The organism is Lysobacter sp. GQ73, from assembly GCF_059758755.1.
In genome coordinates this window covers 705,774-721,451 of record NZ_JCAXEE010000001.1, presented here as the reverse complement: position 1 = coordinate 721,451, position 15,678 = coordinate 705,774, and the positions used below count along the sequence as shown (strand labels likewise).

General features: G+C 66.7%; 14 protein-coding genes. 2 read left to right on the top strand and 12 right to left on the bottom strand.

Annotation, left to right across the window (positions count from 1 at the left end; genetic code table 11):
* Positions 1-101: 101 nt before the first annotated feature.
* The 4 genes from AC6CH2_RS02775 to AC6CH2_RS02760 all read right to left on the bottom strand — a co-directional run bounded on the left by AC6CH2_RS02775 (position 102) and on the right by AC6CH2_RS02760 (position 3,293).
* A complete protein-coding gene (locus AC6CH2_RS02775; protein WP_498267837.1) occupies positions 102-854 on the bottom strand; it encodes a LytR/AlgR family response regulator transcription factor in 753 nt (250 codons plus the stop codon).
* The gene (locus AC6CH2_RS02770) at positions 851-1,882 is read right to left on the bottom strand and encodes a sensor histidine kinase (RefSeq protein WP_498267836.1); all 1,032 of its coding nucleotides are present in this window, start codon (positions 1,880-1,882) and stop codon (positions 851-853) included. The genes AC6CH2_RS02775 and AC6CH2_RS02770 overlap by 4 nt, the downstream gene beginning before the upstream one ends.
* A 400-nt stretch (positions 1,883-2,282) precedes the next feature.
* Positions 2,283-2,819 (bottom strand): hypothetical protein, encoded by a 537-nt coding sequence (locus AC6CH2_RS02765; RefSeq protein WP_498267835.1) that lies wholly within the window; start codon positions 2,817-2,819, stop codon positions 2,283-2,285.
* A 30-nt stretch (positions 2,820-2,849) separates the two neighbouring features.
* Complete coding sequence (locus tag AC6CH2_RS02760; RefSeq protein WP_498267834.1) at positions 2,850-3,293, bottom strand: Hsp20/alpha crystallin family protein; 444 nt, start codon at positions 3,291-3,293, stop codon at positions 2,850-2,852.
* 450 nt (positions 3,294-3,743) lie between these two features.
* Between AC6CH2_RS02760 and AC6CH2_RS02755 the strand changes: the two genes are divergently transcribed.
* Positions 3,744-4,421 carry a DUF2238 domain-containing protein gene (locus AC6CH2_RS02755; protein ID WP_498267833.1) on the top strand — a complete coding sequence of 226 codons (678 nt, stop codon included), beginning with the start codon at positions 3,744-3,746 and terminating at the stop codon, positions 4,419-4,421.
* Positions 4,422-4,455: 34 nt separating this feature from the next.
* Here AC6CH2_RS02755 and AC6CH2_RS02750 read toward each other — a convergent pair whose 3' ends face one another.
* The 8 genes from AC6CH2_RS02750 to AC6CH2_RS02715 form a co-directional block, all read right to left on the bottom strand.
* Entirely contained in the window at positions 4,456-7,710 is a 3,255-nt protein-coding gene (locus tag AC6CH2_RS02750; protein ID WP_498267832.1) for an efflux RND transporter permease subunit, read from the bottom strand.
* Positions 7,703-8,782: an efflux RND transporter periplasmic adaptor subunit gene (locus AC6CH2_RS02745; protein ID WP_498267831.1), complete on the bottom strand. Its 1,080-nt coding sequence runs from the start codon at positions 8,780-8,782 to the stop codon at positions 7,703-7,705. The genes AC6CH2_RS02750 and AC6CH2_RS02745 overlap by 8 nt, the downstream gene beginning before the upstream one ends.
* 23 nt (positions 8,783-8,805) lie before the next feature.
* Positions 8,806-9,021 (bottom strand): YgaP family membrane protein, encoded by a 216-nt coding sequence (locus AC6CH2_RS02740; protein ID WP_498267830.1) that lies wholly within the window; start codon positions 9,019-9,021, stop codon positions 8,806-8,808.
* Between the two features lie 155 nt (positions 9,022-9,176).
* Positions 9,177-10,475: an NAD(P)/FAD-dependent oxidoreductase gene (locus AC6CH2_RS02735; RefSeq protein WP_498267829.1), complete on the bottom strand. Its 1,299-nt coding sequence runs from the start codon at positions 10,473-10,475 to the stop codon at positions 9,177-9,179.
* A 324-nt stretch (positions 10,476-10,799) separates the two neighbouring features.
* On the bottom strand, positions 10,800-11,636 hold the full coding sequence (locus AC6CH2_RS02730) for a universal stress protein (protein WP_498267828.1): 837 nt from the start codon (positions 11,634-11,636) through the stop codon (positions 10,800-10,802).
* Between the two features lie 259 nt (positions 11,637-11,895).
* Positions 11,896-12,684, bottom strand: coding sequence for an alpha/beta fold hydrolase (locus tag AC6CH2_RS02725; protein ID WP_498267827.1), 789 nt, complete (start codon positions 12,682-12,684; stop codon positions 11,896-11,898).
* A 238-nt stretch (positions 12,685-12,922) separates the two neighbouring features.
* Complete coding sequence (locus AC6CH2_RS02720; RefSeq protein WP_498267826.1) at positions 12,923-13,705, bottom strand: SDR family oxidoreductase; 783 nt, start codon at positions 13,703-13,705, stop codon at positions 12,923-12,925.
* Positions 13,702-14,031 carry a nuclear transport factor 2 family protein gene (locus tag AC6CH2_RS02715; protein WP_498267825.1) on the bottom strand — a complete coding sequence of 110 codons (330 nt, stop codon included), beginning with the start codon at positions 14,029-14,031 and terminating at the stop codon, positions 13,702-13,704. Before AC6CH2_RS02715 ends, AC6CH2_RS02720 begins: the two co-directional genes overlap by 4 nt.
* A 99-nt stretch (positions 14,032-14,130) precedes the next feature.
* Between AC6CH2_RS02715 and AC6CH2_RS02710 the strand changes: the two genes are divergently transcribed.
* On the top strand, positions 14,131-15,066 hold the full coding sequence (locus AC6CH2_RS02710) for a LysR family transcriptional regulator (RefSeq protein ID WP_498267824.1): 936 nt from the start codon (positions 14,131-14,133) through the stop codon (positions 15,064-15,066).
* Positions 15,067-15,678 lie beyond the last annotated feature (612 nt).

Here is a 15,678-nt window from a genome sequence, read left to right as displayed (position 1 = left end):
CGCCGAGCGGATCCGGTTCGGCTCTGGGCCGGGCACTGCGGCCAGTCGTGCACGGACTGCGCCGAGTCGGTGGCGACATGCCGCCGCCGCACTCGAACGCGTCATCCGCGGGCGTCGTGCAGCCGCGCCAGCAAAGTATCGATGTAGGTACGGCTGACCCGCAGCGGAGTGCCGTCGCGCAGGCGCAGCATCGCATCGCGGTTGGTCTGCGCCTGCAGTTCGGCGATGCGGTCGATCCGCACGATGGTCGAGCGGTGCACGCGCACGAAGCTGGCCGGATCCAGCCGGCTGGCGAGCTGATGCAGGGGTTCGCGCAACAGATGCACACGGCCGCCGGCATGCAGGCTGGCGTAGTCGCCATCGGCTTCGATCCAGTCGATGTCGGCGGTGGCTACGAACAACGAGCGCCGCCCGACCCGCACCGAAAAGCGCGTGGCCCACGCAGGTTCCGTTGCCGCGCCGGCAGGGCCTTCTACCGCGCCGCCGGCGCGCCAGGCCAGTAGAAGGCGGGCGCGTTCCAGCGCTTCGGCGAAGCGCAGTTCGTCGACCGGCTTGAGCAGATAATCCACCGCGTTGAGCGCGAACGCCTGCACCGCGAACCGGTCGTGCGCGGTCAACAGGATCGCCAGCGGCCGCTGCGCCGGGGGCAGCGCGGCCAGCACCTCGAGTCCGCTCATGCCCGGCATCTGCACATCGATGAGCACCAAGTCCGGCCGGTGCGCCTGCAGCCCGGCCAGCGCGGCAGGGCCATCGGCGTACTCGCCCTCCACTACGATGTCGCCGCAGCGCGCCAGCCGGGCGATCACGCCGCGGCGCGCCAGCGGTTCGTCGTCGACCACCGCCACCCGCATCATGCGGCCGGCTCCGTTCGCAGCGGCAAGGACAGCTCGACGCGATAGCGCCCGTCGGCGGCGACGCCGGCGCTGAGCCGATGATCGCCGGGGTAAAGATTGGCCAGGCGTTCGCCGATGTTGCGCAGGCCGACCGGCTCGGAACGGACCGAGCCGTCGCCGTCGGAACTGCGGTGCGGCGGCGCGGGCAGGTCGTTGCTGACCTGGACTCGCAGCCGGCCCGCCTGCTCGTCGATGCGGATCTCCAGGCGGCCCGGCGCCGTGCGCGCGGCGATGCCGTGACGGATCGCATTCTCGACCAAGGGCTGCAACAGCAAGTACGGTACCTGCGCCGACAACAGACCGGGGCCGAGCTCCCACTTCACCGCCAGGCGCGCGCCGAGGCGCGCTTTCTCGATATCCAGATAAGCCTCGGTCAAGGCGAGCTCATCGGCCAGGGCGACCTCATGCCCGTGCGCGCCGTCCAGCGTGGCGCGCAGGAAATCGCCGAGGCAGGCCAGCATCTGCTGCGCTTCGCGGTTGCGCCCCTCGGCCACGAGCGATGAAATGGCGTTGAGGGTGTTGTGGAGGAAATGCGGCTGCAGCTGATAGCGCAAGGCGCGCAGTTCGGCGTCGCGCAGCAGCGCCTGGGACCTCAGCTGGCGCGCCTGTGCCCGCTGCAGTTCCGCGTAATAGACCGACACCGCATGGATGGCGCAGTAGGCGATCAAAGCCAGCCAGGCGCCCTCGAGACCGCGAAAAACCAGCCACCAATTGAACGCCTGCAGCGACGCGCCCTGGCTCCAGGCCAGCGCCATCACGCTGAGCGCCTTGGTCGACAGCACCATCGCATAGGCGGCCGGCAGCAACACCGCGGCCATCGCCCAGCCGGCCAGGCCGCGCCGCCACAGACTGCGCTGCAACGCCGTCAACGGCAGCATCCACAGCGCCAGCGCCAACAGATACAGGGTCCGCGACACCGACGCCGCGCCATGGTCCAGCAACGGCACCGCCATCAACAGCAGGCCCAGCCCGAGGGGCAGGCCGGCCAACAACGGCAGCCAGAACGGCGGTTCCGTGCGGGGGAGGGGGCTGGGCCCGGCGGTCGGCGCGATCATGGTCCTGGGGCGCTGAGGATCGGCACGATTGCATCCGATCCGGCGGCGTTTAGCCAGCGCCGCGGCACTAAGGTGCGCCGAACCGGTGGCTGGGTGCGGCCGGGCGGTGCCGGACGGGTCAGGTTCGCATCAGCCTGAACAGGCCGAGTCCAAACCGACTTCATGGACGATGCGGCGTTTAGACCCAGGCCAGGATGTGGGTTCCGGGCGGCAGAGTAGCGTCGAAACGGCGCCAACGGCGCCAACGGCGGACCGGCCGCCTCCGAGGTCATAACGCGGGGCGCCCGGACATGCCGAGACGCGCAGTCCGGGCGCCGACGCGGCCCCTTGATCATCACTCGCTTTTTTGCAGCTTGTCGGAATCGGATTCCTGCGCATCCGCGGGCGGGTCCTCGGCCTGGTCGCGGTCGAACTGTTCGCTGACCTTCTGCAATTCGGCGCTGAGCCGGCGATAGCTCTCGATGTAGCCTGCCTTGACCTCCTCCCAAATCTCCCGGGAGCCGTGGCGCAGGCCGCCGGTCCACTCTGCGGCATCGGTGCGAAGACGTCGCAGTTCGTCCATCGCCTCTCGCGAACGCTCGCGTGCGGCCGCGTTGACGCGAGCGGAGCGTTCGTTCATCTGCGCATCCAACCGGTCCATTCGACGATCGGCTTCGGCCAACGACTGCCGCGCGCGCTCGATCGCCTCTTTGCGCCTGTCGACCGAATAGCCGCGAAGGGCAGCCACGGCTTCCTCGACTTCCTTGCGCACCTGTTCGCGCTGCTGTTTCTCGGAGTCGGCGTCCGCCGGTTCGGGCGCCTGTTGCGCGTAGGCCAAAGGCAGCCAGATCGCCATCGATACGGCGAGAAAGGAATGGCGCAAGTTCTTCATGGCAGACTCCCGTTGCTGAAACGCCGGCCGCTAGTTGACCGGCAAGTGGGTGGACGAGGAACCGGCCTTCTTCGGCAGGGTGAGGGTGAGCACACCGCCGTCGTAGGTGGCTTGCGCCGCGGCGCTGTCGATTTCCGTGGGCAGGGTGAACGCGCGATAGGCTTGGCCGCTGTACCGCTCGTTGTAGATTTCCTTGCCTTGGTCGCTCGATTTCTCTCGCTTCACCTCGGCGCGGATGGCGATCTGGTTTCCTTCGATGGAAACGTCGATGTGTTCCTTCTTGACTCCTGGCATGTCGACATTGACGACATAGCGCTTCTCGTCTTCGTTGACGTCCAGGCGCATGTCCATGGTTTTTTCGTACTCGCGGGCCAGCGATCTTCCGCCGAAGGCGCGCAGAAGCTCGTCGAAGTCGGAAAACGGATCCATGCGGTTGATCCGGTCGAACGGGTTCCAGCGGGTGGGCAAAGTCATGGCGGGTTCCTCGGTGAGGTTCTGGGGATATTCGGCAGGGAACGGCCCGTGCCAACGGTGAACCTGCGCGCCGGATCGTCCCGCCGTCTTGACCGAGATCAAGGTTCTTCGCGGTCAGCGGAGAATTGATTCCGGTCAATGCGCCGAGCCTGCATGCCGCCATGGTGGGACCGGCGGCGCTTAGGCGCGGCTTTCGATCCCGCATCGGGGAGCCCGAAATGCAGCGTCGAGCGTTCGATCGTTCGGTCGAACTCGCTGGGCGATGGACCGGGCGGGCCGCTGTCGTCGCTTCTCCGTGCGGACCGTCCGTCGGCCGTTCAGCGGGTGGCCGGCGGACTTCGGCGGTCATGGCAGTCGTTCGCCTGTCCGGCTGCCGCCGTCGCCATTCGTGATGGTTTTCCGAGCCAGAACGCGGTCGATGCACGGCGATAACTTCATACGGAGATCGACATGCCGCCCGTCCCGGAACCGCCGTCGCCGCGCCAGACGCGTTTTGCCGCAAAGCCGCCGCGGTCCGCGCGCTATCCCCTAGCTTTGCTCGTGGTGTTTCTGGCTTGGTGGCTGGTCCTGGCCGTCGCGCCGGTATACCGCCAGGACTGGTGGCTGGAGAACCTGCTGGTCTTCATCGCCGTTCCTGCGCTGGTGGCGAACCATCGCAGGCTGCGCCTGTCCGATACGGCTTACACCTTGCTGTTCGTGTTCTTTGCGCTGCACGAACTCGGCGCTCATTTCACCTATTCGGAGGTGCCCTACGAACGCTGGGCGCAACTCCTGACCGGCCGATCTCCGGGCGAAGCGGTCGAACTGCCGCGCAACCACTACGACCGCCTCGTGCACTTCCTGTATGGAGTGCTGGTGACGCCGGCCGTGATCGAATTGCTCGACGCGCGGGCGCCGCAACGCGGGATCTGGCGCTGGCTCGTGCCTTTGCTATTCATGGTGTCGCATTCGACCGTGTACGAATTGCTGGAGTGGGCGGCCGCGGAGGTTTTCGGCGGCGACCTCGGACTGGCCTATTTGGGCACCCAAGGCGACGTCTGGGATAGCCAGAAGGACTCGGCGCTTGCCGCCGCGGGGGCGTTGATATCGGTGACCTGGTGCAGATCGCGCAGCCGCGACGGCCTATAGCGCCCGCCGCACCGGCCGGTCATGAGCCGGCCGGTCATGAGGATGCAGCGCGCCTTCCGCGCGCCGCCAGCAATGCGAAGTAAAGCAGCGGAATTACCGCCAGCGTCAGTACCGTGCTGATCAGGATGCCGAAGATCAGCGATACCGCAAGACCATTGAAGATCGGATCGTCGAGGATGAAAACACCGCCGAGCATCGCGGCCGCGCCGGTCAACGCGATCGGCTTTGCGCGCACCGCGCAGGCCTCGACGACGGCTTTCTCGGCGCTGCTCCCGTCGGCCATGGCCTGATTGATGAAGTCCACCAACAGGATCGAATTGCGCACGATGATGCCGGCCAGGGCGATCATGCCGATCATCGAAGTCGCGGTGAACTGCGCACCGAGCAGGGCGTGGCCCGGCATCACCCCGATCACGGTCAGCGGGATCGGCGCCATGATGACCAGCGGCACCAGATAGCTGCGGAACTGGGCGACGACCAACAGATAGATCAGGATCATGCCCGCCGCATAGGCAATGCCCATGTCGCGGAAGGTTTCGTAGGTGATCTGCCACTCGCCGTCCCATTTGATCGAGAAATCTGCGGTGTCCTGCGGCTGCGCGATGAAGCTCTGGCCGAGCATAGCCCCGTCGACGCCGGCTGCGCGGAGCTGGCCGACCAGATCGAACATGCCGTACAGCGGGCTGTCCAGTTCGCCGGCTTCGTCGCCGGTCACGTAGACCACCGGCAACAGATCCTTATGATGAATGGCGCCGTCCCAGGGGGCTTGGCGCACGCTCACCAGTTCCGAAACCGGCACCAGTTGCCCGGACCCGCCGCGCACGTGCAGCGCCGACATGCGTTCGGCGCTGGCCTGTTCCGACGCCGGCAGACGCAGGCGCACCGGGCGCGGGTATTTCGAGGCGCCATCGTGCAGATAGGCCGTATCCAGGCCCGATACGGCCACGGCGAGGGCCTGCGCGATGGCAGGCTGAGCGACTGCGAGCCGCGCGGCACGGGTGCGGTCGATCGCGGCGACTTCCCGCATCGCGCCGCTTTCCACACTGGTGTCGACATCGACGATGCCCGCGGTCTCGGCGAAGCGCTTTCCCAGCTCGAGCGCGAGTTCGCGGCTGCGCGCATAGTCGGGCCCGTAAACTTCGGCCACCAGCGGCGAGAGCACCGGCGGTCCCGGAGGCACTTCCACCACTTTCACCGAAGCGCCGTGGCGGGCAGCGATCTCGGCCAGCCCGGGGCGCAACGCGCGGGCGATTTCGTGGCTCTGCCGGTCGCGCTCGTGTTTGTCGATCAGGTTGACTTGCAGGTCGCCGACATTGCTGCCGTTGCGCAGGAAGTATTGGCGAACCAGTCCGTTGAAGTTGATCGGAGCGGCGGTGCCGGCGTATCCCTGGTAATCGACTACTTCCGGCACGGCGTCGAGCGCGCCGGCCAGTTCGGTCAGTACCGCGTTGGTGTCTTCCAGGGTACGGCCTTCGGGCAGGTCCACGATTACCTGCAGCTCCGATTTGTTGTCGAACGGCAGCATCTTCAACACCACCACTTGAAAGGCCGCCAGAGAAGCGGCCACGGCCACCAACACGGCCATGCCGCCGAACAGCAGCCTGCGGCGGCGGCCGCCGCTGCGCCGGTCGAGAAACGGGCCCATGATCCGGCCGAACAGACGATGCAGGCCGCCGTTTTCTCCTGCAGCGTCGCCTGGATGGCGTTCTCCGTCGGAGGCCGCGACATGCCGCGACAGCAGTTTCAGCGAAAGCCAGGGCGTCACCACCAGGGCGATCGCCAACGACAAGAGCATGCCGGCCGAGGCGTTGATCGGAATAGGCCGCATATACGGCCCCATCAGCCCCGACACGAACGCCATCGGCATCAGCGCGGCGATTACCGTGAAGGTGGCGAGTATGGTCGGCCCGCCGACTTCATCCACCGCCGGCGGTATGGCCTCCGGCAAGGTCCTCCGGCGACCGTCCGGCCCAGGGATCGCCATGTGCCGATGGATGTTCTCGACCACTACGATGGCGTCGTCGACCAGGATGCCGATGGAGAAGATCAGTGCGAACAAGGACACCCGGTTGAGCGTGAAGCCCATCGCCCAGGATGCGAACAGGGTGACCGCCAAAGTCAGAACGACCGCGCCGCCGACGACCATCGCCTCGCGCCAGCCCAGTGCGAACAGCACCAGCAGTACCACCGAGCCGGTGGCGAAAACCAACTTCTGGATCAGTTTCTGCGCCTTGTCTGTCGCGGTACGGCCGTAGTCGCGGGTAATGACGATCTGCACGCCGTCCGGAATCAGTTCGCCCTCGAGTTGTTGGATCCGCTCGGAGACGGCGGCGGTGATGTCGGCGGCATTGCTGCCCGGCTTCTTCGCCACGGCGATCGTTACCGCCGGCGCCATGCCGGATGCGGGTCCGTTGCGACCGGCCGGTACGCCGTGCCAAACGTAACGCACGGGTATATCGGCGCCGTCGCGGACCTCGGCGACATCGGCCAGATGCAGCGGACGTCCGCGGTCGAGTCCGATCACCAGCCCGGAGACGGCATCGGCATCGGCGAGGAACTCGCCGGCCGTTACCGGCACCGCACCTTGAGGGCCGACCCGTTCGCCGACGTGCCGCACGGCGCTCGCGGCGTGCAGCGCCTGGCTCAGGTCGGATGCGGTCAGGCCATGGGCGGCCAGCTTGGCCGGATCCAGAGTCACCGCCACCACGCGATCGGGCGCGCCGATGGTGTATACGTCGCGGGTGCCGGCGATACGCTTGATTTCGGTTTCCAGCGTATGCGCGACTTCGGCCAGTTCGGCGGCGCCGCGCCGAGGGTCGTCGGTCCACAGTGTCAGGCTCATCACCGGCACGTCGTCGATGCCCTTGGGCTTGATCAACGGCTGGCCGACGCCGACGCCGGCGGGCATCCAGTCCTGATTGGAGAAGACTTGGTTGTACAGGCGCACAATCGCCGGCTGGCGTTCGACGCCCACCGTATACTCGACCGTCAGCACCGCCATGCCCGGGCGACTGATCGAGTAGATGTGCTTGACGCCCTCTATTTCGGCCAGTTTCTGTTCCAGCGGCGCGCTGACCAACTGTTCGACATCGCGCGCGCTCGCGCCGTCGAACGGAACGAATACGTTCGCCATCGTCACATCGATCTGCGGTTCCTCCTCGCGCGGCGTGATCAGCACGGCGACCAGCCCGAGCAGCAGGCCCAGGATCGCCAGGACCGGGGTCAGAGGATTGGACTGGAACGCGGCGGCGATGCGACCGGACAGTCCGAGCCGGGGAGCCTCAGTCATGGCCCGCTCCCGCTGCGCTCTTGCGCTGCGCGACCAGCGCCAGACCGGCCGCGAGCGGATCGAGTGCGACCTTCTCGCCGAGCTTGAGCCCGGCGACGACTTCGACCTCCTCGCCGATGCGGCGGCCGATCCGCAATTGGCGCAAGGCCAGGCGGCCGCCGGGACTCAGCACGTAGGCGCCGCTGACTTCGCCGCGTTGCACGACCGCCTCGGCGGGGAGGCGCGCCGCGCCGGAATTTCCGGGCAACGCGAACACGACCTTGGCGGTGACGCCCGGTTGAAGCGCTTCGACAACCGGCGGGAGCAGCACGCGCACGGCGACGCTGTGAGCGTTGGGATCGGCGACAGGAAATACGATCACCTGCGCGGCTTCCAGGGTGCGGCCGTCGCTCATCACGACGCGCGCGCGAGGTTCGCCGCGAATCGCCGCTGCGTCGAACTGCGGGACTTGCACCTCGATACGCAGCGTTCCGGGCGCGTACAGCGCCATCAATGCCTGTGCCGGCACAACGCTCTCGCCGGGTTCCACCTCACGGGCGCTGACGATGCCGGCGAAGGGAGCGCGCACCACCGTGTACCGGGACTGCTGTTCGATCTCGGCCAGCCGCGCGAGCGCGGCGTCGCGAGCGGCGAAGGCGCTGTCGCGAGCCGCGCGCGCCTGATCGACCTGGGCGCGCGACACGTATTGGCCGGACGACAGCGCCGCCAGACGGCCGTAATTGGCTTGCGCTTCCACCGCCGCAGCCCGCGCCGCGCGCACCTGCGCGCGAGCGGCATCGGCGGCGGCCTGCTGTTCGACCGCGCTGAGGCGAAGCAGAACCTGGTCCTTTTCGACACGATCGTTCACATCCACTGCGACCGAAGCGACACGTCCGGACGTCTGCGCGGTGAGCGTGGCTTGCTGCACGGCTTCGACCACGCCGTCCCACGCCCGGCTGCGCGTCGTCTCGGCGGCCCGCACCGTGACTGTCGCCAGTGCGGGCAAGGGCGCCATGTCCGGCACCGCCGGCTCGCTGCCGCACGCCGTCAATGCCAGCAACGGGGCGATAGCGAAGGTCAGGAGCGTACGCATCGGGGTGATGTCCGCTTGCAAGGCTATCTGAAGCCGCAGCCGGGAGACTTGCCTTCGCCGACCCCGAGCTTGCGCAGAATCATCGCCGCCGGACAAAAGCCGGTGATGCTGGACTGCAGAAGATTCAAGCCGACGAAGGCGGTCAGCAGCCACCACCACGGCGAAACGAAATGGGTCAGTGCGATGCTGGCGAGGATCGTTACGCCAGCGAAGGCCATGACGGCGCGATCGAGATTCATGACGGTTCTCCCTGAGGGCGGACGAAGGGACGTTAAGGCTGTCGCGACAGTGCCGCGGCGAGATCAGCAGAAGCTAGAGGCGTCGCGCGCCGGTCGATGTCGCGTCGCTCGCCTGTGGTGTTTCCAGTACATGTCGTATCTCGGCGGGCGGTCGCTCATCCGTCCGGCCGATCGACGCTGCCGGGCTTGAGCCGGCCGATGCCGATGGCCTTCATCAGATACTTTTCGTAGATCGGCTCGGAGGTGCCATGGCGCATCTTGTAGAGGAAGTACTTTTCGAAACCGATCTTGGCCAGGTGGACCCATTTGCCGGTCCCGGTCCAGGTCGTGTTGCGCGGCGGGATCTGCGGCAAGGCGACGAACGCCGCGCCGGTATCGCCCATGTCGGCCAGGCACACCGCATTCCAGGTGCCCTCGAAATCTGCGCTTTCGCCGCGCAGCTCGGCAGCGATGTTGCGCACGATGGTGGTGACCATCGACTCGATCATGAAACCGGTTTTGGGTGCGCCGGTGGGAATCGGCGTGGCTTCCACCGGCGCGATCGCCACGCTGACGCCGGCGGCGAAAATGCGCGGATAGCGGGGGCTGCGCTGATGCTTGTCGACCACGACGAAGCCGCGCGGGTTGCACAGGCCTTCGACTGCGGCCACTGCCTCCACGCCCTTGAACGCCGGCAGCAACATGGCCAATTCGAACGGCAACGTGCGCTCGCGCTGCGGCTGCCCCAGCGCGTCGTGTTCGATCACTACCGCTTCGCCCGGCCGAACTTCCTTGATCCTGGCGTTGACGATCCACTGGATGTGCCGTTGCCGCATCTCCGATTCCATCAACCCCTTGGAATCGCCGACCCCGCCCAGGCCCATGTGGCCGACGTAGGGCTCGCTGGTGACGTAGGTCATCGGCACCCGGTCGCGCAGCTTGCGCTTGCGCAGGTCGGCATCGACGATCATGGCGAACTCGTAGGCCGGACCAAAACAACTCGCGCCCTGGACGGCGCCGATCACCATCGGCCCGGGGGCCTTCAGGAACGCCCGATACGCGATCCAGGCTTGTTGCGCGTGCGGCGTCGTGCAGATCGACTGCGTATGCCCGGTCGTCGGGCCGGTGCCGGGGACTTCTTCGAAGGCGAGCCTGGGACCGGTGCAGATCAGCAGATAGTCGTATCCGAAGCGCCCGCCGTCGGCGGTTTCGATTCTGTCGCCATCGGCGTCGATGCGCGTCGCGCGATGCGGCACGAAGGCGATGTCCTTCTTGGCCAGATATCGTCCCGCCGGGAAGGTGAAATCGTCGGCTTCGCGCCGGCCGACGGCCAGCCAGGGGTTGGACGGCGTGAAGCTGAAACGCTCGCCGTCGCCGATCACGGTGATGGCCGTATCCGGCCCCAGGCGTTCGCGCAGCTCGTAGGCTGCGCTCATGCCGGCGAGGCCGGCTCCGAGAATGACGATCTTGGTCATGGCGGGACTCCTTCGCGGCTCATCCTGGACCGTCGCCCGCCGGCCTTATTGATCCTGGTCAATCCGCCCGAGGTTGGACGGCTCCCCGGCGATGTAACGACCGTTCGAACCTCCCGGCCGGGAAGCGGCGAACCACCGGGTGCCGCGAGACGTTCGGCAAGCCGGCTCGCGAGCCGGATGCGTTGTTCGAGCTGAGCCTGGGACGCGACGCCGGGCGCATAACCTCCTTCGTCCGCGACGGACCCCGCGCGGTAGGCTCCGCTTTCGCTTTGCACGATCTGCCAGCGGGGCAGGGGGCCAGACCGCCGATCGGCGCAAGAGGCTTCAGCCCGACAGCAAGGCGGGTATCCGGACCCGGTCGAGGATGGTGCGTGTGGCTCCACCCAGAACGAATTCGCTGATGTGCGGGCGTCCCATGGCGCCCACGACCAACATGTCGGCGCCCGTTTCCGCGCAGCGCTCGAGCAATACCGTGCCGGCATCCTCGCCAGGCCATTGCTCCAGCACGACCTTGACGCCTTGACGGGCCAGATGCGCGGCCATGTCGGTTCCAGGATCGGCTCCGTAGAGCGCCTGGATGCGGGCTTCCGGCACGGTCACCAGATGTACCGCATCGGCTGCGATCAGCAGCGGCATCGCATCGGCAATGGCGCGGGCGGCTTCGCGTCCGCCGTTCCAGCCCACGACGATGCGGCTGCCGATGCGCTCATCGGACCAGTCGTCGGGCACCAGCAGGCAGGGGCGCCCCGAAGCGAAGATCATATCCTCGCAGAGGCTGAGCATGGTGGCCGGCCTGGTCTGGCGCGACGGCGGGCCCAGGACCGCGAGGCTGGCGTGGCGCGCATGCAGCATCAGGCCTTCGCAGGTTTCGTCCTGGGACACCCGCCATTCGCTGGTGAAGCTGCGCCGGGCCGTCAGGCTGTCGAATTCGGCGCGCGCCTGCGCCGATGCGGCGGATGCCGCGGCCAGGTAATCGTCCAGCACGGCCGATATCGCCCGGCCGACGGCAAACGACGCGTGCGGATTCAGCGCCAGCGGTTGCGTCACGAACGTCGCGATCAAGTGCGCCTGCCAACGCTTGGCCAACGCCGCGGCGAAGGCGAGGCGTTGACTGCGCCCCGGATACTGCTCGAGGAAGACCACGAGATCCTTGGGGTTCATGGACGTGCTCCGGTTTGGACGGCCCACTTTGCGGGCCTGCCATCGAACCGCCTTGATCTCGATCAAACCGCGATGGATCGAGTCCGCTCGCCTTCGTGCACGCTCGGCGCTCGGCGCTCGGCGGCGTGGGTCGTGCGGTGCGCCAGACGAAGAACGGCCATGGGCAGCCGAGCACGGCCGCCCACCGAGGCAGGAGAGGGAGGAGGGCCGCCGGACGCGAGGTACGCGATGTACAGGCATGGGCCTGTTGCGGTGGCGCTTACTTGGTCGAGCGTCTCGCTTCCTTTGCCGCACGCTCGATCGTGTCGGCGACCACTTTGGGCTGGGTCATGAAAACCGCATGGCTGGCGGCGACCTTGGTGATGCGCGCTTCGATACGCTCGGCCATATGGACGAGCATGGCCTGGTCGAACGCCTCGTCCTCGGTGGCGATCACGGCCCAGCTGGGCTTCGTGCGCCAAGCGGCCTGCGTCAGTCTGGTCCCGAACACCGACATGTCGATCGGCACCTGGGAGTCGCGCAGGAACGCTGCGTCGGCATCGCTGGTGTCGTGGGCGAAGCCTGCCTTGAACTTGGCGGGGCTGATGAAGCCGTAGCCGTCGCTGCCCGTTTCGATGACGAACTCGGGCGTGGGCGCGAAACCGGCGTATTGCTGGGCGGTGGTTTCGCCGGCGTCCGGCGCGAGCGCGGAGACATAGACCAAGCCTGCCACGTTGTGATGGACGCCGGCTTCGGTGATGACCGTGCCGCCCCAGGAGTGTCCGACGAGAATGGCGGGGCCGTCCTGGCGGTCGAGCACGCGCTGTGTGGCCTTCACATCATCGGCGAGCGAGGTCAACGGGTTCTGCACGATCGATACGCGATAGCCGCGTGCGGTCAGCTCGTCGTAGACGGGGCGCCAGCCTGAGCCGTCGGCGAAGGCGCCGTGCACCAGAACGACATTCTTCACCTGCCCGCTATCGCGGGCTGCGGCATCATGGGCCTGGGCGAAAGGAGAGATGGCAGCCGCCAGAGCGGCTGCGAGCACTGCGGGAATGAGCTTGAGCATGGACGTGTCCTCGGGCGGTGGGCGGTGGCAGTTCGATGTGCGGCGTTGGCCGGCAGGGCTACTTTGCGGGGCGAGCCCGCACCATCGGCGACCCAAAGTCCTGATAACTTGACCGAACGTATTTTTCGGGCGCGAACGGGAACTTGCGCGGATCGAGGGACGAGTCGGCGGGGCAAGAGGGCGTGCTCTCGCGAAACAACCGGGAACCGGGATACACCGATGCGGTGGGCCAGGGTGGTCACACCGTCGGCACGGTGCCGCCGTCGATCGTGTATTCCGTCCCCGATATCGACGCAGCCCGGGAAGAGACCAGGAAGGCGATAAGGTCGGCCACTTCACCCGGCCTGGCCGGGCGTCCCAACGGAATTCCGCCCAGTTCCTTCATGACCAACTGCCTGCCGCCTTCGTAGTCCGTCCCCGCATGGGACGCGACGCGCTCGACCAACGCGACGGAAGCCTCCGTCTCGATCCAGCCCGGCGAGACACGAACCACGCGCACGCCCTTCGGCGTGACTTCCTTGGACAGCGCCTTGCTGTAGGTCGACAACGCTGCCTTGGCAGCGGCATACGCGATCGTGGCGTCCGGCAGCGGCAGCGTGCGCTGGATCGAAGTGACATGCAGGATCACACCCGATCCTTGCGCGACCATCGCGGGGAGCAATGCGCGGTCCAGTCGCACCGCCGACATCAGATTCAGATCGAGCGCCTTCGCCCACTCCGCATCGTCCAGGGCGGCGAAACCACCCGCAGGCGCCGACGATCCCCCTACCACGTTGATCAGGGCATCCAAGCCACCGAGATGGCGCAGTGCCGCTTCCGCCGCTTGGCGAGCGCCTTCGGCCGTGGCGAGGTCGGCCGCCATATAGCGCACATCGTCGATGGGCCGATCCGGCTGCGAGCGCGCAGTCGCCACGATATGGGCGTCGAGCTGGGACAACCGTTCGACTACGGCAGCGCCCACACCGCGCGAGCCGCCTGTCACCAGTACGCGCTTGCCGGCCAACTGGAGGTCGAAGCTCATGGCGCGATCTCCAGCGTGGCGATCTTGCCGCGCTCCAGGGTGAAGCTATAGCGCAGGTCGACCGGACTGCCGGGGAAGTCGCCAGCGACGCGTGCCGTCACGATGTACGTGCGCTCCTGCTTTTCCAGCGTGTGGGGCTCGGCGGTATAGATGTACTTGGCGGATGAGTCGGTCTTCCAGGCTTCGATCGCAGCGAGGCCCGAGTGGGTCTTGCCCTCGTCCAGCACGAGCCCGTCTGTGGTGAAGCAGCGGGCCACCGCTTGCGCGTCGTGGGTGTCGGCATCGAAGTAGGCCGCGATCGGCTCGGGCAGGTTCAGATCGTTCATCGCAATGCTCCGGTTGGGTACACGGAGCAAGGTTGGCCCGTTCTCATAGATAAGAGAATCACCTACTATCTGATCAGGCTATGTAGAGATCGGTGCACAATGCGCGGCTCTGAATTTGCGGAACTCAAGGCCTTCGTGGCGGTCGTCGACCGGGCCAGCTTCGCCCGGGCCGCCGATCACTTGGGACTGTCCCGGTCCGCTGTCAGCCAGATCGTTCGCCAGTTGGAATCCCGCCTGGGGGTTCGTCTGCTGAATCGGACAACGCGCAGCGTCTCGCCGACCGAGCCGGGCCGCCGATTGCATGAGCGCATGGCCCCGATGCTCCGCGACATGGACGCGGCCGTGGCTCAGGCCGTGGGAACGAGCGCGCGTGCCGCCGGAACCCTGCGGATCAACACCCTCAGCATGGCAGCGAAGAAGGTGATAGCGCCGCGATTGGGCCGTTTCGCCAAGGCGCATCCCGATGTGGTACTCGACATCGTGATCGACGACGGGCTGAGCGATATCGCCGGCGAAGGATTCGATGCGGGCATTCGTGTGGGCGGCCGTCTGCAGAAGGACATGGTCGCGGTCCGGCTTACTCCGGACATCGAACTGCTGGCCGTGGCCTCGCCCGACTATCTCGCCAGACACGGCGAACCCAGGACACCTGCCGACCTGAGTCGTCACGCCTGCATCAACTGGCGTTTTCCGGGCAGCGGAAAGGTCGCAGGGTGGGCGTTCAAGAAGAAAGGGAAAGAGGTCGAATTCTTTGGCGATGGCGCGGTGACGTCCAACCATCAGGACATCGTCGTGCCCGCCGCGCTCCAGGGCCTGGGCATCCTCTATGCCTACAACGACGATGGCATTGCGGAGGCGTTGCAGGACGGACGCTTGAAGCGCGTCCTCAGTGACTGGTCGCCGACGGTCCCGGGCTTGTATCTCTACTACTCCAGCAGACGCTACCTGCTTCCCGCACTTCGCGCGTTCATCGACTGCCTGCTTGATCGCGATCTCGGCAGCGAGAGCCCTTCGAAGTCAGGCACCCGTCCCTGACGATCCGGTGGCAGTGCCGATCTCTTCGACGTCTGCATTAGACCCGAAACGGGCATGCGAGGGTCGCCAGGCGGCGAGGGGCGGGGATTAGGGATGTTTATCGGGGGTAGGGCAGTCCCCGATCCATTGGGGTCGTCGGAAAGCTGGTCGGTACCGCTTAGCAGCGGCACTATGCGATGAAGAACGGCATGGGCTCAGGTGAACCGGCGCTGGATGTGATCGGTTCCCTCATCAGTTTCCGACCCGTAACAGGAGCATCGGCCTCCACGCCGGCATCCGCAGGCCACGCGTGGAGCCACAGCCGCCGTGGCGCCTCCTGGATCGCCAGCGTGCTTCCTCATCACACGTCTCGCTGTCAATAGTGCTGTCCGCCGATCCAAGTGGGTCTGCAGCTAGTGGACCGTGATAGAGATGGATAGTTATGGGTGGTTGACCAGTATGAGGAACGGCAGCCGGCGCAGCCGGCGCAACAGGCGGTACCTGCGAGGCACCGGTGGTTTACGCTCGATCTATCACGGCCGCCACGTATCCGTGGGCGATACGCAGCTGGGGCCGCATCTTAGAACATAATATACATTATGCGAAGTGACATATCGGCATGTGACTAGGATT